Raw genomic sequence first — 19140 nt, forward strand, 5'->3', positions numbered from 1 at the left:
TTGTGACAGTGATAGCTTCAAAAAACAATCCAGCGGAGACGGGCTGAGATGTTGCGAGTTGCGGTGATCGGCGGTGGCCCCAGCGGCTCCTGTGCTGCAGAGATTCTGGCCAAAGCAGGAATTCAGACCTGGCTGTTTGAGCGCAAACTCGATAACGCCAAACCCTGTGGAGGTGCCATTCCTCTCTGCATGGTTGAGGAGTTCGAGCTTCCGGACGAGATCATCGACCGCAAAGTGCGCAACATGAAGATGATTTCCCCTTCCAACAGGGAAGTGGACATCAAACTTGATCCCCTCGGCTATGACGACAACGCCTACATCGGCATGTGCCGTCGCGAAGTCTTCGACGCCTTCCTCCGCAACAGAGCCGCTGATCTAGGAACGACCCTGATCAATGGTCTGGTTCAGAAGATCGACACCGGTACCGACCGTCAGGGGCCATACACCATTCATTACGCCGACTACAGCGGCGGCGGCCCCACTGGCGAGCAGAAAACCCTCGGTGTCGATCTAATCATCGGTGCTGATGGCGCCAACTCACGGGTGGCGAAAGCCATGGATGCCGGTGATTACAACGTGGCCATTGCCTTCCAGGAGCGGATCAAGCTTCCGGCCGAGGAGATGACCTACTACGAGGATCTCGCCGAGATGTACGTCGGCACCGATGTGTCACCTGATTTCTATGCCTGGGTGTTCCCCAAGTACGACCACGTTGCTGTGGGAACCGGAACCATGCAACAGAACCAGAGCCTGATCAAGGGTCTGCAGAAGGGCATCCGTGAACGGGCCAACAAACGTCTCTTCCAGGGAGAAGTGATCAAGGTGGAAGCCCATCCAATCCCTGAGCACCCTCGTCCGCGACGGGTTGTAGGCCGAATGGCGCTAGTGGGCGATGCAGCTGGTTACGTCACCAAGAGTTCAGGAGAAGGGATTTATTTCGCTGCCAAGAGCGGCCGGATGTGCGCTGAAGCGATCGTGGAAATCTCCAACAGCGGTGCTTCCATCCCAACGGAAAAACAAATCAAGTCGACCTACATCAAGCGCTGGGATCGGAAGTACGGCGCCACCTATGCGGTTCTCGACATCCTTCAGCGCATCTTCTACCGCAACGACGCCGCCAGGGAGGCCTTCGTCGAGATGTGCGACGACAAGGACGTACAGAAGCTGACCTTCGACAGCTATTTGTACAAGCGGGTGGTGATGATGAACCCCTGGCAGCAGATCAAGCTCACCCTTCGCACTGTCGGCAGCTTGATCCGGGGCGAGGCCCTGGCTCCGTCCAAGTACAACCCTGTTCCCTCAGCAGTTGGTCGTTCAGACGGCGATTTTCTTGCCGAGGAAGCTTCACAGCAGATCAAGGCTCAGGCCACTGAGTCGAAAGGATCCAACTCCAAGGAAACGGAGTCGAAGGAAAAGGCCGGCGTCTCCTGAGGAGGCCGGCCCCAAACAACCCTGAAGCTGCTGGTTAGTTGCGCGGCTCCATCGCTTTGCCGGCAGCATCTTTGATCCGTTCAATCCCCTGCTCAATGTTTTTGGCGGGGGATGTTTCTTTCTTGGTCGTCGACCAGACGTTGACGGCGTAGATGGCTGCTGCCGCCACGATGATGGCCGCGATCACAGTTCCAAGGCCGTTACCTCCTTGGCGGATCACGACAGGCTGCTGCTGGGTGGTGTTGGTCTCTTGTTCAGGCATTCCAAAGGAATGGACTGGCTCCTACTTAGCCACTGGGGCCGGAGCTGCCATTTATTTGGATTGAATCGATTCAAATTCAGCCAACACAGAAGCCTGATTGCGCAGAACGGCCAGCAGGTTGAGGCGGTTGAGCCGCAAGTCGGGGTCTTCGACCATCACCATCACGCTGGTATCACCGTCGAAGAAGGCCTGAAGAATCGGGGTTGCGGCCACCAGCGCATCGGCTAGAGCTTGATACGACCGCTGCTGAGCCAAAGGTTGCAGCTGCTCCAGTGCGGCGAACAGATCCTGCTCACTGGCCGACTCGAAGCTTTCAGGCTGAACCACATCGCCAGCAACAAGCTGATCCCGTGCCAGTTCACCCTTTTCGGCCAGCTTGGCGGCCCGTTGAACAACCGCTTGCACGGCATCCAACTGGCCGCTATCCCGGAGAACACGCAACAGCTGAAGCCGCTGTTTCACGTCGAGAGGATCACTGAGCAAACGCTGGTTGGAAACGGCGTCTCCAGCAACAGCCTGCACCAGATCCGGAGCAAAGCCGTCGTCTTCCAGCTGGGAGACGATTCTCTGACGCATGAGCTGGCAAAGATCGTTGTGCAGCTGACTGGAGTCGACCGCAAAGGCCGGGAACAGGGCAGCCCACTCCGCCACTGCATTGGTCAAGAAGGCCATGAGGTCCAGGCGCCAACCCATCCCCCAGAGAATCTGCAAAACACCGTTTCCAGCACGGCGCAGGGCATACGGATCTGAGGATCCCGTCGGGCGCTCGCCTTTGGCAAAGATGCTGAGCAGCAGCTCCAGCCGTTCCGCCACGGCCACCACAGCCCCCGCAGGCGTTGCTGGCAGGTCATCACCGGCACCTCGGGGCAGATAGTGCTCCACCACAGCAAGGGCGACCTCGCGGGGCTCGCCCTCCTCCAGGAGGTACTTACCACCCATCAGGCCCTGGAGTTCCGGGAACTCGCCCACCATCTGACTCACCAGGTCGTTCTTGCAGAAATGAGCTGCTCGCTGGGCCGCATCCGTAACGGCTTGATTAAGACCGAGTTGCTTCAACAGCAAGCCAGTGAGCCGCTCGATCCGCTCGGAGCGGTCGAGAAGACTGCCCAGCCCTTCAGCGAAGGTGACTCGATCAAGGGCTTCACGCCGAGATGCGCTGGACTGACGTCGGTCAACGTCCAGGAAAAATTCGGCATCCGCAAGACGCGCTCCGAGAACGCGCTCATTGCCGCGGACAATCAGGGAGGCTGCCGGAGCCAAGCCGTTGCCCACCAGCAGGAACTGAGGACGAAGCACCGCATCAGCGGTCAGTCGCAGCGGGTCAGCCTCCAGGCCAGGCACTTGCAGTGGCACATAACGCTGATGGGCCTGCATCACCGTGCTGATCACTTCGGGGGGGAGCTGCAGGAAACGCTCAGCGATGGTTCCCTCGAGGACCCTTGGATCCTCGACAAGGTCGACGAGTTCCTCGAACAGGGACTCTGGACAGTCGGGAGTTCCGTTAGCGGCTTGAGCCGACTGATCAAGACTGGTACGGATCCGTTTGGCTCGCTCCGTGCGGTCAACAACAACACCTGCAGCGTCGAGGGTCTCAGCGAACACATCCGCCGATGCGATGGAGAGCGGCTCGTCACCATGAAGCCGGTGGGCACGGCTGAAGCGATCGCTGCGGACCTCAGGGTCAGCGCCATCCAGCACCACAGGAATGACCTTGGAGCCCTGAAGGGCGAGCAGCCAGCGGATGGGGCGACTGAAGCGCTGGGCTCCCGTTCCCCAGCGCATGAACCGCCGCCCTTGGAGGGCATCGATCCATTGGGGGATCAGAGCCTGAAGGAGATCAGCACTGGCTTGACCAGGGGTCAATACCGTTGCAAAGACGCAGGGGCCCTTTGGCGTCTCTCGCTGTTCCAGCGCTGAGGGATCGACACCGCAACGCTTCGCGAAACCGATCGCCGCAGGGCCGGGAATGCCGTCCTTGAAGGCTTGAGCCACGGGGGGACCTTTGCGGTCTTCCTGAAGATCAGGTTGTCCGTCTTCCAGATCGGCGACGGAGACCACCAGACGCCGGGGGGTGCCGAACACCGACACAGCCCCGTGCCCAAGCCTTGCCTCACGCAAGTCGCGACTGACCCGCTGCTCAAGCTGGGTCAGCGCTTGCTTGACGAAATCAGCGGGAAGCTCCTCGGTGCCGATTTCCAGAAGAAAGGTTGCCGTCACGCCAAGGTCAGAGCCGGAGGCGACTGTATTGGAAGCCGTTTCGCTACGTTCAAATCAAGAAGTCCTTTTCGGGGTGGGGGAAAGCTCCTTGACAGTGGCGGAAACCGGATCTCAATCCCTGTCTAAGGCGGAGCAGCGCAAGCTGGACAGCGACCATCTGCGCGACCCACTGCTGAGCGAGCTCAGCAACGATGAGGTTCGCTTCACAGAAGACGCCGTTCAACTGCTGAAGTTCCACGGCAGCTACCAGCAGCATCACCGCGAGCTGCGCAAAACCGACAAGGTCCGCAGCTGGCAGATGATGCTGCGGCTGCGCAGCCCAGGGGGACGCATCCCCGCCAGGCTCTTTCTGGCCCTGGATGAACTCTCCAATCGTCTGGGTGATGGAACCCTGCGGGCAACCACCCGCCAGGCCTTCCAGATGCATGGCATCCCCAAGGCTGATCTGAAAGAGGTGATCGGCACCATCGTTCGCAACTTGGGCTCGACCTTGGCGGCCTGCGGAGATATCAACCGAAATGTGATGGCTCCTCCGGCTCCCTTTGAGAAGGGCGGGTATCCCGTTGCGCGCCGCCTGGCAGATGAGATTGCGGATCTACTCAGCCCTGAGGCTGCTGAGGGGGCTTATCTCGATCTCTGGGTGGATGGTGACCTGAGCTATCGCTTCAAGCCCAGCCGCGCCGTTCGGAATGCCAGGAAGCGCCAGAGCGAAGATGGTGTGTTTTCAGGCAGCTCTGAGGAGCCTCTGTACGGGGACACCTATCTCCCCCGGAAGTTCAAGGTGGCCGTCACCGTGCCGGGGGACAACTCCGTGGATCTGCTCACCCAGGACATCGGTCTGGTGGCCTTTACCGATCCTTCAGGCGAGCTTCGGGGCTGCAACGTCTATGTCGGCGGTGGTATGGGTCGCACCCACAACAAGGAGGAGACCTTCGCCCGCACCGCAGACCCCCTTGGCTACGTCGAAGCCGCTGACGTTCTCGATGTGGTTCAGGCGATCCTGGCGTTGCAACGGGACCATGGTGACCGGGAAGTGCGTAAGCACGCCCGTATGAAGTACCTGATTCATGACAAGGGCATTCAATGGTTCCGCGAAACCCTTTGCGCTACCTACTTCAAGGGAGCACTCAAAGGTCTGCGCAATGAACCAAAGGCCAAACTGCTCGACTACCTCGGCTGGCATCGGCAGAAGGCAGGGATGTGGTTCGTGGGGCTGCCCCTGCTATGTGGACGCCTGAACGGTGATCTGAAAGCGGGACTGCGGCAACTCGTCGAGACCTACCAGCTGGAGATTCGTCTCACAGCCAATCAAGACCTGCTCCTTTGCAACATCGGTACCTCCCAGCGCGCCAGCATTCGCACGCAGCTTGAGGCGATGGGCTTTGAGGTGCCTGAAGCACCAGCCCGCCTCGCCAGACATGCCATCGCCTGCCCAGCACTCCCCACCTGCGGCCTGGCGATCACCGAATCGGAGCGCATCCTTCCAGATGTTCTTGATCGCCTGGATGCCCAGCTGCGGCGGCTCGAGATCGAGAAGTCGCTTCTCGTGCGCATGACCGGCTGCCCCAATGGCTGTGCTCGGCCTTACATGGCGGAGCTGGGATTGGTGGGCAACGGAGTCAACCAGTACCAGCTATGGCTCGGTGGGACCCCCAACCTCCAACGTTTGGCGCGTCCCTACATGGAGAAACTGCCCCTCGACGATCTTGAAAAGACCCTCGAACCGTTGCTGCTGAGCTGGAAGGCCGCCGGTGGTCGACGCAGCTTCGGGGATCACATCGAAAAGCTGGGGGATCAGGAGGTGAGCGCACTGTTAGCGGCCTCGGCATAGACCGCTACAGCAGCACCCTTGCGCCAGGCCCAGAGCTGATCACCGAACGAGTAGTGCCACCACTCGTTCGGGTGCTGGGCGAAGCCGGAAGCATCCATGACATCGGCCAGAAGCTGCCGACGTTGATGCCAGCAGCGGGCAGCGGGATCCTCCTGTCCGGCGTAATGCTCGGGCTCTGAAATCGCACCAATGGCATCGATCTCTCCACCCATCTCCAGCGGGATTCCCTCACGGCTACTGAGGGTGAGATCAACAGCGGCACCGGTGCTGTGGGGTGGCGGTGTGGCTGGATCGCGGCTGGGGGCGGCCCAGAACCGCCCCACATCGGCAACCACCCGGTCGAAGGCGTCCCCCGACATCAGTTCAACCCCGCGTTCGCGGCAGAGGTCGGCAATGCTGTGCTCCACCATGAAGGCCTGCACCGCGATCGGGCGCCACGCATCGAAAATGCTCAGGCGAAGGCTGGGGTCGTGATCGCTCAGACGCTGCTGCGCCTTCAGCAGACGCTGAACCACCCCTTGGCGCAATTGGAAGGGATTCCCTGAGGCCCCATAGGGTGCACCGAGCGCCATGTAGGGATGGGGTTCCATCCGCAAGAACTCCCGAGGGAGGTCTTGCAGCGGCTCACCGCACTCCTCGATCGGGATAGGGCTCCAGGGGCGCATCGAATCGTTGAGAGGGGATGGGTCAGTTCAGGGGGGTGCCGCCGCTGAGGCGACGCTGCTGCTCATCCAGGGTCTTGCGCAGCAGCGGGAGCTGTTCAAGGTCTGGATCGTGTTTCAGCAGCTCCTGAGCCGCCGTTCGTGCATCCTCCAGAACAGCACCATCATCGGCAAGGCTGGCCAAGGCCAGATCGGGCAGGCCCGACTGACGGGTCCCCAACACCTGTCCAGGACCGCGCAGACGCAGATCCATCTCAGCGATCTCAAAACCGTCGGTGGAGCGCACCAGCACATCCAGACGCTGGCGTGCCAAGGGATTGGAACTGCCATTGATCAGCAGGCAGTGGGAGGCGGCGGCGCCCCGACCGACGCGACCCCGCAATTGATGCAATTGCGCCAGTCCAAAGCGCTCGGCATGGTCGATCACCATCACGCTGGCCTCAGGTACATCCACGCCCACCTCCACCACCGTGGTCGACACCAGCACCTGGGTCTTGCCGGCAGCGAACGCGTTCAACACCGCCTGCTTGTCGACACTGGAAAGACGACCATGCAGGAGGCCGACAGCCAAGTCAGGGAAAACCTCCGAGGCCAACTCGGCATGGACTTCAACAGCCGAACGAAGCTCAAGTTTCTCCGACTCATCCACCAGCGGCAGGACCACATAGGCCCTCTGGCCAAGCTGCACCTCCTCACGGATCAGCTCATAGGCCTTCTCGCGCTTACCGGCCGTGAGCATGCTGGTGCGAATCGGTGTGCGACCTGGAGGTAATTCATCGATCTGGCTGACATCCAGATCCCCATGCATCGACAACGCCAGGGTGCGTGGGATCGGCGTCGCCGTCATGGTGAGCAAGTGGGGCTGCAACCCCTTATTGAGCAGACGATCCCGTTGGTGAACCCCGAAGCGGTGTTGTTCATCAACCACCACTAGCCCCAGGCGATTGAAAACGACCGGATCCTCAAGAAGGGCATGGGTCCCCACAAGAACCTTCAGAGAACCATTGGCCAAGTCATCCAATAGCTGACGGCGGCGTGGTCGTGGTGTGGATCCCGTCAACAAGGCGACGCTGACGTGAAGCTGAGGCAACCACTGGCAGAGGTTGCGGTAATGCTGCTCGGCCAGCACCTCCGTGGGGGCCATCAGGGCCCCCTGCCAACCAGAGGCGATGGTGCTGAGCAACGCCGCAATGGCGACCACCGTCTTTCCCGAACCGACATCCCCCTGCACCAGTCGGGCCATGGGTTCGGTGCGACCGAGATCGGCTTCAATTTCCTGAAACACGCGTTGTTGGGCTGCGGTGAAGCGGAAGGGAAGAAGGTCCATGAACTCCCCCACAAGCCCAGCGGCACTGGTCTGAAGATCGAGATCAGGCCCCGTCCGAGAGCGCAGCAGCTGACGTCGTCGCAACAGGCCCAACTGCAGCAGCAGAAACTCATCGAACACCAGCCGGCGGCGGCCCCGATCGAGGCTTTCACGATCCTTCGGCGCATGCAGCGCTTGCAGGGCATCCGCCAATGTCGCCAGCTCGAATCGCCGTTGCAGCTCAGCCGGAAGAGGATCGGGCCAGGTGGCCGCAAGGGGCAAGACCTGATCAATCAAGCTGCGGAAACGGTCAGCACCAACTCCTTCGGTGAGGGGGTACACCGGCAGAAGACGACCGATGCTGGCGGACTTCACAGGAGAAGAGGGGCTCTCCAGCACCTCGATCAACGGATCCTGGAAGGTGATGCCGTAGGGGCCGTCCTTGACCAGACCACTAACGGCCACGGTGGCACCAACGGGGTAAAGGCGCTGCTGACCTTTGAGGTACGCCGGAGAACTGAAGCGTTTGCCAGCCAGGAAGCGACTCACCTTCAGGCGACCTGTCGGATCCTGGAGCTGGAGCTCAATGATGGCGAGATTGGTGTTTCTTGGGCTGACAAATCCGTTGCAGCGGCGGATCGTCGCAACAATCGTGGCGGTCTCCCCCGACACCAGCGCCTCAATACGCCGCATCGCCGAGTAGTCGACATGATCACGGGGGTAGTAGCGCAGCAGGTCGCGCACCAGAAGCAGGCCGATCGATGCCAGCCGTGCGGCGAATTTCGGACCCACACCACGGATTTGCGTGATCGGACTATCGAGCTGCAACGGTGACGTTGGCCGTTCAGCGCCCTCTCCTGATTTCGAGGACGACTGAACCTTCAGCCTTGGCGCTGCCATGGGGGCCGAGGGTTCCAGGCGATGGCGCAGCTCATACAGCCACTGGCGAGCATCGGTGACCAGACGCCGGCGGGCAGGATCAGCCAACTCCGGATACTCGGCGAAACCAGCGCTGAGCCTGGTCATCCGATCGGTTACGCCCTGAGGGAAGGGCAGTGCCGGCGGTGCTGCAAGCTGCTGCTGCAGAAAGTCGTGAAAACGCTGCTGGCGACCCTGCAAATTGCAAAAGCCTCGGTCGGCCTCCAACCCCAGCGAACGCTGGATGGGAAGCATCCATGCCAGCAACAGCGACAGTTGCTCGCCGGTCAGTCCCCGCTCAGCTGCTGCGTTGAATCGGACGGGGTCTGCCAATGGTTTCGGGCCTCACGATCGAGGGAGCGACGCTGCCAGTGGCGTTGCTGCTGAACCATTGTGAGCAGAGCATGGTGGTGAGTGCGCAAACGCTTGCGGCACTGACGCAGTCGTGGGCTGTCGAACTCCAGATCGTTGCTGCGCAGAAGCACACAAAGAACATCCATGCCTTGGTCGAGATCACCGACGGCCAGAGGCAGCCTCAACCGCAACACATTTGTGGCCGTTGGCTGCGTTTCCACCTGACCCTTCAGGGCGGCGTCGAGAAGGCTGATGGGAAGAAGCGTCTGGGCTAACCCTGACCGCAACATCTGCACATTCACAGCGTGGGACAGGTTGCGAAGCCGTCGCTCAAGGGCCTGATCCATGGCATGGATCCAGTGCAACAGCGCATCCGGCTCACGGGGAAGGAATTGATCGTCGCCTTCAACTGATTGATCAAAACCGCCACTGGCCTCGACGGGCGTTTGTGCCTGCTGCATCGCATCACCGGCCAGCTCGAACAGCGAGCGGAGCACGTCGAGATCCCCTGAAGGTTGGCTGTCAGGTTGTTCAGGAAGAGGTTCAGCAACGGGGCCTGAACCTGTATCTCCCTGGGGGGAATCAAGGGGGGACGCCAGGCTCAAATGAATGGAGCCACTGGGTTCGTCCTGCTGCGGAGGAGACGATGGCGACTCGGATGCAGCGTCTCTGTTCAACGTCTGACGGCCGAGGTTCTGAAGCATGCTTCGACTGGCATGGGCCTGCTGCCGCCGCTGCTCTTGCTGCATCTGCTGAACAAGCTGCATCAGCTGCTCCACCGTGAGCAGGACGCTGCAGCGCTCAATCAGATTGTTGACCGACGCATGGAAGTTCTGGCGGGTCGAGTCTGGAAGCCGACTAAATCGGGAAGGATCAACCTCTCCGAGAAGATTAAACAGAGCCTGACGGGTGGCTCCTGGAAGCAGTTCACGCAGCACCTGCAGATAGAGAGCCTGCTCCCGGTAGAGGGCGATGGCCCGCAGCCGGCACAACCGTTGGAGGCGCGCCAGCTGATCTGCCGGGTCGTAAGCAGGCCTGACGTCCGGGTCGGACAATGGAATCAGCCGGCGTTCTGCATGGACGCCACTTCAGCGGCGAAATCGTTCTCCGCCACCTCGATGCCCTCACCAAGGGTGTAGCGGGTGAAGCGACGAACCTTCACGTTCTCGCCGATCTTGCCGGCAGCCTGCTTGACGAGATCAGCGACGGTGATTGAGCTGTCTTTGATGAAGGGTTGCTCCATCAGAGCGAGTTCCTTGAGGCGCTTGCCAATCCGACCTTCAACGATCTTTTCCTTCATCTGTTCAGGCTTTCCGTCGAGGTCGTCTCGGCCCATCTCAATCGCCTTCTCGCGCTCACGGATCTCGTCGGGGATCTCATCGGTGGTGACGTATTCCACGTTGGGGCATGCCGCCACTTGCATCGACACATCCCGAAGAAGTTCCTGGAACATGTCGCCACGAGCCACGAAGTCGGTTTCGCAGTTCACTTCGATCAACACACCCACCCGGGCACCGGTGTGGATGTAACTGCCGATCGCACCCTCGGCAGCGGTGCGTCCAGATTTCTTTTCAGCGCTGGCGATGCCTTTCTGGCGAAGCCATTCAACGGCTTTATTGGTGTCCCCATCCGTTGCGGCCAGGGCCTTTTTGCAGTCCATCATTCCCGCGCCGGTCTTGTCGCGGAGTTCTTTGACAAGCTTGGCGGATACGGCAGCCATCGGTCGGAAGGGAAGAAAAGGGTGGATGCGCCGTTCTCCGTCAACGGAGAACGGCGAGGTCGAGAAGGGAAAGGGTGATCAGGCGTCGGCGTCGCCGCCACGCTGATCGTTGGAACCGTGGCGACCTTCATTGATCGCGTCGGCCAAACGACCCAGGACAAGCTGAACGGAACGGACAGCGTCGTCGTTGCAGGGAATCGGAACCTCGCAGAGGTCCGGATCGCAGTTGGTGTCGAGCATTGACACCAGGGGAATGTCGAGCTTGCGGGCTTCAAGCACCGCATTGGACTCACGGCGTTGGTCCACCAGAACCACGACGTCGGGGAGACGACGCATGTTCTTCAGACCGCCCAGGTACTTCTGGAGACGCTCAAGTTCGCGACGAAGCACCGCACCCTCTTTCTTGGGGCGCATGGCAATGGCGCCACTGGATTCCATCCGCTCCAAATCCTTGAGACGGTCGATCCGGGCCTTCATCGTGGTCCAGTTGGTGAGCATTCCGCCCAACCAGCGCTGGTTCACATAGGAGGCTCCGCAGCGGGCAGCTTCGAGAGCAACCACTTCAGAAGCTTGCTTCTTGGTGCCAACAAAAAGGAAGCGCTTGCCGCTGCGAGCAGCGGAACGGGTCCACTTGTAGGCGTTATTCATGCAGACAGCGGTCTGCACAAGATCAATGATGTGAACACCATTGCGCGCGCAATAGATGTAGCGCGACATCTTGGGGTTCCAACGACGGGTCTGGTGCCCAAAGTGGGCACCAGCCTCCATCATCTCGGCGAGGGTGACGACAGCCATGGTTTGTGGGTTTCGGGTTCGCCTCCACCTGCCAGGGACCTGAACAACCAGCAGATGCTGGTGTCACGGTGCACCCGAAACGGGCAGGTGTGCGGAGTGAAAGGACCTATAGAAGGTATCAAAACGTTGATCAACGCAGTCCAGCTGCTTTGGCTTCGCGGAACAGGGCACGCACACCGATGCGATTCAGAGGCAGACGAAGCAGCTCCATCGCAGTCCCCTGGTAGCCATGACGAATTAACCAACGGAGCAGGGGGCGAAGGCTGGACGGATTAATCAGCCCCCCGAAAGTCAGAAGCTCCCAGAGGATCCGATGGAACCAGGTGAACTGGATGATCAGGCGCACCCGCCGGGTTGGATGTTTGCGGAAGAACACCAGCCCCATGCGGGCCCGTTCTCCCTCCACTTCCACAAGGCGAGGGATTTGATCCAGGCTCAAAGCAGGGTGCCAGTGATAGCCGACAGCGGCAGGACACTTCACCAACTCAACCCCCATCCGCCGCAGGCGCTCACCAAGTTCCAGATCCTCCCAGCCGTAGAGGCGGAAACCTGTGTCGAACAGGCCTGAGCGCTCCAACACCGCCCGATCGATGGCCACGTTCCCCGTAGCGAAATAGGCCCAAGACAAGTCCCTCAACTTGTGACGTTCGGAGCAGGGCGCCTCGAAGTTGGCCGTGTTGATCACAGCGCCATAGGTGAAACAAAGGCGATCACCCCGTTTCTTCCAGCACTGCCTCAGGGCTAGTGCGTGGGTCGCCAGAAAGGTCTCTGTGACCACCAGGTCACTGTCGATAAAAACAATGACGTCACCACGGGCATGATCGACGCCCCGGTTTCGCCCTTCCGCAGGACCACCATGCTCCTGCTCAATCAGACGCACATGGGGGAAACGATCCGACTGGTGCCGCAGCCACGACGGCGTTCCATCGGTGGAGCCATCGTCGACCACGACAACCTCGTAATCATCCAGAGCACCGTCGAGCTGCTGATCTTCCAGTGCCGAGAGGCATTTCTCGAGAATCGGGCGTCGGTTGTAGGTCGGAATAACGACGCTGACGAACATCGCGACAGCCGATGCAGAAGGAACCCACCCTACGAACAACAAAAAAGGGGCCCGAAGGCCCCTTTTTTCTGAACATTGCTTGGCAGATCAGTCCGCCGCGCCACCGTTGTTGGCGGTACCGGTCACGCCATTGCCAGCGCCTTCACCACGGCCATCGTTCCGCATCTTGCGCTTCTTGAACTTGCGGGCGTAGGCGCGGTTCCGCTCCTGCTTCTCTTTCTTCAGGTTTCTGCGCTTGGCCATGCGGAACTGCGGGCTCTTGAATCAACGCTGAGTCTACTCAACGGCATTCAACAGACGCCCATCCTCCATCTGGAGCACGCGATCGGCGACATCAACGATGCGTGGATCATGGGTCACCATCAGCACCGCACAGGACTGTTCGCGTGCAAGTCGGCGCAGCAGCTCCACCACCTCCCTGCCGGTGCGGCTGTCAAGGGCTGCTGTGGGCTCGTCCGCCAGGAGCAGCCTGGGATTAGCCGCAAGGGCACGGGCAATGGCGACCCGCTGCTTCTGGCCTCCTGACAAATCCTGAGGGACTTTGCCCATGTGGTCGTCCAATCCGACGGCACGCAGCCACTGACGGGCTTCATCCCGGCGGGCTCTGTAGCTGAGATCTGGCAGAAGATCAGATCCCATCTGCACGTTCTGTTCTGCGGTGAGGCAGCGCAAAAGGTTGTGCCCCTGAAAAATCATTCCAATGCGCCGGCGCACCTGCTGGCGTCGACGTCGGCCGGCCCCATGCAAGGGCTCACCGAGCACAGACACCTGACCGTGCTGAACCGTGCGTAGAGCGCCGATCAAGGTCAACAGCGTTGTCTTTCCACAGCCGGAGGGACCGGTCAGCAGCACCACTTCGCCCGGCTCAATCCTGAGACTGATGTTCTGAAGAACCTCACGGCGCATCGCCCCCTGGCCGAAAGCATGGGACAGCTGATCCACAACAACTGCGGTCATCAGAAGATCTCCGCCGGATCCGCATCGATGAGGCGACGCATGGCCAAAAGCGACGACAGCATGCACATCACCAGGATCATCACCAAAACGGTGAGCGCCCGCGAGAGATCCATGCCGACGGGCAGTTTGGTCGCGTCACGAACGAACCAGTACAAACCCTGCCCGGCCAGATAGGCGGGGACGTAGCCGAGAGCGGCCAGATAAAACCCCTCACGAACCACCACACCAAGCAGGTGACTGAGCCGGTAGCCCATCGCCATCAGGGTGGCGTACTCCGGCAGGTGGTCACTGACATCGGTGTACAACACCTGGTACACGATGACGCAGCCAACAACGAACCCCATGGCAGCGCCGAGGGTGAAGATGAAACCGATGGAGGTGCTGCTCTTCCAGTAGTTCTGCTCGAAATCGATGAAGCCTTGTTTGGTTAACACCGAAACATCCTTGGGAAGGCGCTTGCTCAACCGAGACACAACCTGCTCAGGGTCCGCTCCTGGCTTCAAGCGCACCAGACCCACTTCGATCGCCCCAGGCGGCTTCTGAGGCATCAGATCCAGAAACGTCTCGGTGCTCGTAAGCAGATTGCCGTCGGCACCGAAGCTGGTGCCCAGGCTCACCAGACCCGCCACCCGGACGCGGTTGCCAGCGATCTCGGTTTCCACCACCCGGCCATCGCGATACCAATCGGCAATAGGTCCGAATTCGGGGCGTGACAGCTGATCAAACAGGATCCGCCCTTTCTGTTTGAGAGCGTCAGTTTTCTCAGCAAGGGAGGGGTCGACGAAGAAGGGGTCATCGGGATTGAAGCCCAAGGCCAGGATCGACCGGTTGCGCCGCGTTTCGGGGTTGCGCCAGAGCATCAGCCCCCAGTGCACCGGGGTCACCCCCTCGACATCGGGATCAGCCAGGGTCTGAACCAGCCGCCGCCTGGGAAAGGCCTCCATGCTCACGGAGCTGGCGGAGCGGGGACTGATCAGGACGACATCGGCATCGAACAGCCGGTGCGCCGTGACGCTCGCATCGAAGAGGCCATCGCGAAAACCAAGCTGCATGAACATCAGAATCCCCGCGAAGCTGATGCCAGCAAGCGCCACCAGCAAGCGAACGGGCTGGCGCGTCAGCAACAGCCAGGAGAGAGGAATCCGACGCCCCCGCCAGAACCGGTTCATGGATCGAAGCGGGCAATCACCTTCAAGCCAGCCAAACGGCTGACTTTGGCTGCATCTTCAGGGTTGAGCACCACATCAACCACCACAACGCGGGCGTCGGCATCGCCGGTGGGATCGGTGGAGAGAACAGACCGTTGTTCCACCTGGGGACTGATGCGCAGCACGCGCCCGACAAGTTCACCGCGGAAGCCACCGTTCTCACTTATGAGGCGAACGGACTGGTCGGGGCTAATCCGAGCGATATCGGATTCATAGACCTCGATGCTGGCCTGCATGGCCTGGTTCGCACCCACGTCCATCACTCCCTCCACGCCAGGGCGCTCGCCTTCACGGGCGTGCAACTTGAAGACGACACCATCAATGGGAGAGATCAGCTGGCTCAGCTCGAGATCGGCCATGAACCCTTTGCGTTCAGCCAGGGCCTGATCCCGCTGTCCCTGGAGGCGCACCAGCTCCTCCCGCTTGTTGTCCACCAAAGACAACTCAGCAGCTCCCCAGTCCGCGGCTTGCGTGAAACGCTCAACCTCAATGGCCTGAAGACGGATCTCCTGGTCCAGGCTTCTCAGCTCAGCGTCAACACGCTCTAGGTCTGCCAGGAGGCCAACACGGTGATCAAACACCGCCAACACCTGGCCGCGCTTGATCGCATCTCCCTCGTTCACCTGAAGTGAGGCAACCCTCGGGGTCCCCGCCATTCCCGCGGTGGGAGCCGCCAAATTGCGAATGTCCCCCGCAGGCTCAAGTTGCCCCAAAGCAGCAACGGCTTGTGGACGAACCGATCGTTCAGCAGGGGGGGCAACAGGTGTTGGGGCCGGCGTTGGTCGAAGCAACCAGCCGCCCACTGCAGCGATGACCAAACTTCCAGCCACAACAGACCAGCGCTTGGGACTCATCACGGTTCGGGTGGATTGTCGAAGAGCAGCAAATCGATGTAGCGATCGGCCCAAGCCGAATCGAAGGCCTTCTCGAGAACGCGTCGGGTCTTGTCGTTGCGTTTCTGCTGAAGGCAATAGTTCAGCTGGCCCTCATATCGGCGAACTGTAGTGAGAGCAGTCGACGGATCGGGAGTCGCTTCGATCACGCTTGTTGCCATCACCTGCAGGTAGTGGCTCACCAGGTCATGAAAGGCCGTCTCCTCTTCCACACCATCCGGGCGAATGAAGCAGACCTTGCTGGAGAAGATGGCTGATCCCCACGCCGGTAGGTCCCGGACCTGCCGAAACGCAGGCCAGGGCTTGGCCTCGAGACGATTCAGCAACTGCTCCGGTAGGGCACCTGAGGTCGGAGAAAGATCGACGATGGCGGCGGAGATGCCAGCCGGGCCGGCCACGATGTCAGCCCCGAAAATCGGCAGGTCGTAGCAGGGATCCGGGAACCAAACGCAGTGGAGGATTTGAAGACCGTTCCCGAGTCGCGCGACCTCAAGATGCAATTTGCGAAGGCCAACACAGCGAAAGAGTTCATTCCCGATCGTCAGCCCTTCACCATCGAGCTTCCCCTTGATGAAGCGCAAATCATCATCACAGGGAAGGATCTCCAATCCGGGTAATCCTTGCCAGGCACTGCGAATCGACGCTGCCAAGGCATGCACAAGAGGATGCTGTCCTGGCGGTTGCGCCAGCGGCTTGGGCTGCATCGAAGAAGCAGGCACAGAATGGAACTTTGCCACGCAGTTCTGAACATTCCGTTCTCCGGCCCATCACTGGACCATTGGACTCTCCCCAACGGAGTGCGCTGCGTGACGGCAGACATGCCGGATGCACCCTTGACCTGTCTCGATCTTTGGTGCCGCGCAGGCAGTGCCAGTGAGCATCCAGGGGAAGAGGGAATGGCCCATTTCCTTGAGCACATGGTTTTTAAAGGAAGTGAGCGGCTAGCCGCAGGGGCCTTCGATGAGGCGATCGAGGCCCTGGGTGGCAGCAGCAATGCAGCCACGGGGTTTGACGACGTCCACTTTCACGTGCTGACACCACCGGATCGGGCCCGCGAAGCGTTGGATCTGCTGCTGGAACTTGTTCTGCAACCGAGCCTCGATCCAGGCGGGTTCAGTACAGAACGGGGTGTGGTTCTGGAGGAGATCGCGCAATACGCCGATCAGCCGAATGAGCAGGTGCTGCAACTGCTGCTCAGCAAAGGCTGTGACCAACACCCATATGGCCGCCCCATTCTTGGAACCCCTCACAGTCTGGAGGCCATGACCCCCGGCGCGATGGAGGCGTTTCACAAACGGCAGTACCGCGGTTCCAACTGCTGCCTGGCGGTGGCCGGCCCCGCATCCACTGAGCTGCGCTCCGCTATTGGCTCCTCGGCTCTGGCCGGACTCCGAAATGCCCCTGGCCCCTCAGCCATGTCAGCCCCTCTGAGCGTGCACCCCGGACGCCAGAACGTCGCGGTGGATCGCCTGGAATCAGCGCGACTGCTGATGCTCTGGGAGGCGCCCCAGGCCCAGGATCAGGGCGGCGTGATGGCGGCGGATCTCGCTACGACACTGCTGGGGGAGGGACGACGCAGTCGTCTCGTCAACCGCCTGAGAGAGGAGCTTCAGATCGTTGAAAGCGTGTCGATGGACCTCTCGGTTCTGGAGCAGGGGAGCCTGATCACCCTGGAAGTGATCTGCCCAAATGAGCATATGGACGCGGTTGAAGAGGAGGTCAACCGTGAGTTGCGCACCATGGCGCGCGAGCTTGTCACCGATCAGGAACTGAAACGGGGGCAACAGCTGGTGAGCAATGGGCTCCGATACGCGTTGGAATCGACGGGTCAGGTCTCAGGACTCTGCGCCAGTCAGACCCTCTGGGACCGTCAGCAGGACCTGCTGCACCCCCTTGCCTTCCTCCCAACGTGGACAGCGGAGCGGCTGCGCTCGGAGCTGTTTCCCAGGCTTCAACCCGAACAGGCCTTCGTCCTGACGGCCCAAGCCAAGTCGGAGCACGAATGAGCAACCCCGAACTTCTGGTCGAACCGGTCGCAACCCCGGGGATATTGGCCGCAAAACTGCTTCTCCCTTTCGGCAGCGCAGAGGACCCTGCTGGGGCTCGGGGAGCCCATGACTTGCTGGCGTCCCTGCTCAGCAGAGGCTGCGGAAATCACAACAACCTTGAGCTGGCTGACCTGGTGGAGGGATGCGGCGCCGGTCTGCGCTGTGATGCCCAGGAAGACGCCCTCATCCTGAGCCTGCGCTGCACGGTGGAAGATGCCGAGCATCTTTTGCCCCTACTGGCGCAAATGGTGCGAGCCCCCCACCTTGAGCCCGATCAGGTGGCCCTAGAACGTTCGCTCACGATTCAGGCCCTACAGCGGCAAAGGGAGGACCCCTTCCATTGCGCCACGACCGGCTGGAGGCAACTGACCTACGGCAGCGGTGGCTACGGCCATGACCCTATGGGCATCACCGAGGAGCTGATCGACCTAGATCGGAAGGTGCTGCTTCCCCTCGCCGAACGGCTGCCAGAGGCCTCCAGTGTTCTCGCCCTTGCGGGCAGCGTCCCGCAACACCTTGTCGATCAACTCCATTCGCTTGAGGACTTCCGCAACTGGCCCAAGGGCAGAGCCAAGGATTCCGCCAACCGACTGCCCTACGCCGAAGGAGTCGGCACCGAAACAATCCACCTTGAACCGATGGACTCCGAACAGGTGGTGCTGATGCTGGGTCAGGCAACGTTGGGACATGGCCAGCCGGATGAGCTGGCCTTAAGGCTGTTGCAGTGCCATCTAGGGGTGGGGATGTCGAGCGTGCTGTTCCAGCGCCTGCGTGAAGACCATGGAGTGGCCTACGACGTGGCAGCTCACTTCCCTGCCTTGGCCGGCCCCGCACCCTTTGTGCTGATGGCGTCAAGCGTGGAGGAACGGGCCAACCTCGCCCTGGACTTGCTGCTGACGATCTGGGAGGAGCTGCGCGAGCAACCCCTCAGCGAGGCAGAGCTTGAGCTCGCAAGAGCGAAGTACATCGGCCAGCTCGCCCAAGGACTGCAGACCTGCTCCCAAAGGGCTGAGCGGCGCGTTCAGCTTAAGGCGCAGGGCCTCCCTGAAGATCATGACCAGAGATGTGTTGATGCCCTTTCGCAACTGACACCGTCTGATGTTCGCGATGCAGCAGCGCGCTGGCTCGGCGAACCACGGCTCAGCCTGTGCGGAACCTCCGGAGCACTGGAGCAGCTCGCACGACGCTGGCAGCGCCGTGTTGCTGGTTAGTCCGCCTCAGCGGAATCCACGGGATCCAGCCGGTCGAGCGCAATCAGGAACGTGCCCCGACGGAAGCGGACCGCCACCGTGTCCATTGGATGGAGCGCAACCACCTCACCCACTTCACCGGCCGCCACCAGATCCGGGGGACGCAACATCGGCATCGGATCAGCGGATTTCAGGAAAGGAAGCTGCTGCTTCAGGAGCAGGCGATCACCAATCGATACCGTCATCTGAACTGGGCAGGATCTGCATTGTCGAGCAGGATGGGCC

At 60.8% G+C, this 19140-nt stretch carries 18 protein-coding genes; 4 read left to right on the forward strand and 14 right to left on the reverse strand.

Annotation, left to right across the window (positions count from 1 at the left end):
* The first annotated feature begins 48 nt into the window (after positions 1 to 48).
* Positions 49 to 1431, forward strand: coding sequence for a geranylgeranyl reductase (gene chlP, locus DXY29_RS04370; RefSeq protein WP_115023276.1), 1383 nt, complete (start codon positions 49 to 51; stop codon positions 1429 to 1431).
* A gap of 34 nt (positions 1432 to 1465) precedes the next feature.
* Here the strand turns inward: chlP and DXY29_RS04375 are convergent, their stop codons facing one another.
* Positions 1466 to 1693 (reverse strand): hypothetical protein, encoded by a 228-nt coding sequence (locus tag DXY29_RS04375; protein ID WP_244279310.1) that lies wholly within the window; start codon positions 1691 to 1693, stop codon positions 1466 to 1468.
* Between the two features lie 51 nt (positions 1694 to 1744).
* Positions 1745 to 3910 carry a glycine--tRNA ligase subunit beta gene (glyS, locus tag DXY29_RS04380; RefSeq protein WP_115023277.1) on the reverse strand — a complete coding sequence of 722 codons (2166 nt, stop codon included), beginning with the start codon at positions 3908 to 3910 and terminating at the stop codon, positions 1745 to 1747.
* Positions 3911 to 3998: 88 nt separating this feature from the next.
* On the opposite strand from glyS, the gene DXY29_RS04385 reads away from it, so the two are divergent.
* Entirely contained in the window at positions 3999 to 5741 is a 1743-nt protein-coding gene (locus DXY29_RS04385) for an NADPH-dependent assimilatory sulfite reductase hemoprotein subunit (RefSeq protein WP_115024190.1), read from the forward strand.
* Here DXY29_RS04385 and DXY29_RS04390 read toward each other — a convergent pair.
* The 11 genes from DXY29_RS04390 to DXY29_RS04440 all read right to left on the reverse strand — a co-directional run bounded on the left by DXY29_RS04390 (position 5705) and on the right by DXY29_RS04440 (position 16321).
* The gene (locus DXY29_RS04390) at positions 5705 to 6406 is read right to left on the reverse strand and encodes a M15 family metallopeptidase (RefSeq protein WP_115023279.1); all 702 of its coding nucleotides are present in this window, start codon (positions 6404 to 6406) and stop codon (positions 5705 to 5707) included. The genes DXY29_RS04385 and DXY29_RS04390 overlap by 37 nt on opposite strands.
* A 22-nt stretch (positions 6407 to 6428) precedes the next feature.
* On the reverse strand, positions 6429 to 8882 hold the full coding sequence (gene recG / locus DXY29_RS04395; protein ID WP_244279346.1) for an ATP-dependent DNA helicase RecG: 2454 nt from the start codon (positions 8880 to 8882) through the stop codon (positions 6429 to 6431).
* Between the two features lie 32 nt (positions 8883 to 8914).
* Entirely contained in the window at positions 8915 to 10036 is a 1122-nt protein-coding gene (locus tag DXY29_RS04400) for a hypothetical protein (protein ID WP_115023282.1), read from the reverse strand.
* A gap of 5 nt (positions 10037 to 10041) precedes the next feature.
* On the reverse strand, positions 10042 to 10701 hold the full coding sequence (gene tsf, locus DXY29_RS04405) for a translation elongation factor Ts (protein WP_115023284.1): 660 nt from the start codon (positions 10699 to 10701) through the stop codon (positions 10042 to 10044).
* A 78-nt stretch (positions 10702 to 10779) separates the two neighbouring features.
* Positions 10780 to 11496, reverse strand: coding sequence for a 30S ribosomal protein S2 (gene rpsB / locus DXY29_RS04410; RefSeq protein WP_115023287.1), 717 nt, complete (start codon positions 11494 to 11496; stop codon positions 10780 to 10782).
* Between the two features lie 130 nt (positions 11497 to 11626).
* The gene (locus tag DXY29_RS04415; protein ID WP_115023288.1) at positions 11627 to 12559 is read right to left on the reverse strand and encodes a glycosyltransferase family 2 protein; all 933 of its coding nucleotides are present in this window, start codon (positions 12557 to 12559) and stop codon (positions 11627 to 11629) included.
* Positions 12560 to 12646: 87 nt separating this feature from the next.
* Complete coding sequence (locus DXY29_RS04420) at positions 12647 to 12802, reverse strand: hypothetical protein (RefSeq protein ID WP_006850288.1); 156 nt, start codon at positions 12800 to 12802, stop codon at positions 12647 to 12649.
* Between the two features lie 33 nt (positions 12803 to 12835).
* Positions 12836 to 13516 (reverse strand): ATP-binding cassette domain-containing protein, encoded by a 681-nt coding sequence (locus tag DXY29_RS04425; RefSeq protein WP_115023290.1) that lies wholly within the window; start codon positions 13514 to 13516, stop codon positions 12836 to 12838.
* Positions 13516 to 14685, reverse strand: coding sequence for an ABC transporter permease DevC (gene devC, locus DXY29_RS04430; protein WP_115023292.1), 1170 nt, complete (start codon positions 14683 to 14685; stop codon positions 13516 to 13518). Before devC ends, DXY29_RS04425 begins: the two co-directional genes overlap by 1 nt.
* Positions 14682 to 15578: an HlyD family efflux transporter periplasmic adaptor subunit gene (locus tag DXY29_RS04435; protein ID WP_115023294.1), complete on the reverse strand. Its 897-nt coding sequence runs from the start codon at positions 15576 to 15578 to the stop codon at positions 14682 to 14684. Before DXY29_RS04435 ends, devC begins: the two co-directional genes overlap by 4 nt.
* Entirely contained in the window at positions 15578 to 16321 is a 744-nt protein-coding gene (locus tag DXY29_RS04440; protein ID WP_115024192.1) for a phycocyanobilin:ferredoxin oxidoreductase, read from the reverse strand. The genes DXY29_RS04435 and DXY29_RS04440 overlap by 1 nt, the downstream gene beginning before the upstream one ends.
* Positions 16322 to 16339: 18 nt before the next feature.
* Between DXY29_RS04440 and DXY29_RS04445 the strand changes: the two genes are divergently transcribed.
* Both DXY29_RS04445 and DXY29_RS04450 read left to right on the forward strand, forming a co-directional pair.
* Complete coding sequence (locus DXY29_RS04445; protein ID WP_115023295.1) at positions 16340 to 17623, forward strand: pitrilysin family protein; 1284 nt, start codon at positions 16340 to 16342, stop codon at positions 17621 to 17623.
* Positions 17620 to 18876: a pitrilysin family protein gene (locus DXY29_RS04450; protein ID WP_115023297.1), complete on the forward strand. Its 1257-nt coding sequence runs from the start codon at positions 17620 to 17622 to the stop codon at positions 18874 to 18876. The genes DXY29_RS04445 and DXY29_RS04450 overlap by 4 nt, the downstream gene beginning before the upstream one ends.
* Here the strand turns inward: DXY29_RS04450 and DXY29_RS04455 are convergent.
* Positions 18873 to 19100 (reverse strand): NAD(P)H dehydrogenase assembly family protein, encoded by a 228-nt coding sequence (locus tag DXY29_RS04455; protein WP_115023299.1) that lies wholly within the window; start codon positions 19098 to 19100, stop codon positions 18873 to 18875. The two genes, DXY29_RS04450 and DXY29_RS04455, sit on opposite strands and share 4 nt — an antisense overlap.
* Positions 19101 to 19140: the final 40 nt, after the last annotated feature.

The organism is Synechococcus sp. UW69 (genome assembly GCF_900474185.1).
Lineage (GTDB): Bacteria > Cyanobacteriota > Cyanobacteriia > PCC-6307 > Cyanobiaceae > Parasynechococcus.

What these genes read in the sequence shown, in the direction of transcription:
- chlP (WP_115023276.1), top strand. Translation starts at nt 49, where the DNA reads ATGTTGCGAGTTGCGGTGATCGGCGGTGGCCCCAGCGGCTCCTGTGCT.
- DXY29_RS04375 (WP_244279310.1), bottom strand. Translation starts at nt 1,693, where the DNA reads ATGCCTGAACAAGAGACCAACACCACCCAGCAGCAGCCTGTCGTGATC.
- DXY29_RS04390 (WP_115023279.1), bottom strand. Translation starts at nt 6,406, where the DNA reads ATGCGCCCCTGGAGCCCTATCCCGATCGAGGAGTGCGGTGAGCCGCTG.
- recG (WP_244279346.1), bottom strand. Translation starts at nt 8,882, where the DNA reads ATGCTTCCCATCCAGCGTTCGCTGGGGTTGGAGGCCGACCGAGGCTTT.
- tsf (WP_115023284.1), bottom strand. Translation starts at nt 10,701, where the DNA reads ATGGCTGCCGTATCCGCCAAGCTTGTCAAAGAACTCCGCGACAAGACC.
- rpsB (WP_115023287.1), bottom strand. Translation starts at nt 11,496, where the DNA reads ATGGCTGTCGTCACCCTCGCCGAGATGATGGAGGCTGGTGCCCACTTT.
- DXY29_RS04415 (WP_115023288.1), bottom strand. Translation starts at nt 12,559, where the DNA reads ATGTTCGTCAGCGTCGTTATTCCGACCTACAACCGACGCCCGATTCTC.
- DXY29_RS04420 (WP_006850288.1), bottom strand. Translation starts at nt 12,802, where the DNA reads ATGGCCAAGCGCAGAAACCTGAAGAAAGAGAAGCAGGAGCGGAACCGC.
- DXY29_RS04425 (WP_115023290.1), bottom strand. Translation starts at nt 13,516, where the DNA reads ATGACCGCAGTTGTTGTGGATCAGCTGTCCCATGCTTTCGGCCAGGGG.
- devC (WP_115023292.1), bottom strand. Translation starts at nt 14,685, where the DNA reads ATGAACCGGTTCTGGCGGGGGCGTCGGATTCCTCTCTCCTGGCTGTTG.
- DXY29_RS04435 (WP_115023294.1), bottom strand. Translation starts at nt 15,578, where the DNA reads ATGAGTCCCAAGCGCTGGTCTGTTGTGGCTGGAAGTTTGGTCATCGCT.
- DXY29_RS04440 (WP_115024192.1), bottom strand. Translation starts at nt 16,321, where the DNA reads ATGCAGCCCAAGCCGCTGGCGCAACCGCCAGGACAGCATCCTCTTGTG.
- DXY29_RS04445 (WP_115023295.1), top strand. Translation starts at nt 16,340, where the DNA reads ATGGAACTTTGCCACGCAGTTCTGAACATTCCGTTCTCCGGCCCATCA.
- DXY29_RS04450 (WP_115023297.1), top strand. Translation starts at nt 17,620, where the DNA reads ATGAGCAACCCCGAACTTCTGGTCGAACCGGTCGCAACCCCGGGGATA.
- DXY29_RS04455 (WP_115023299.1), bottom strand. Translation starts at nt 19,100, where the DNA reads ATGACGGTATCGATTGGTGATCGCCTGCTCCTGAAGCAGCAGCTTCCT.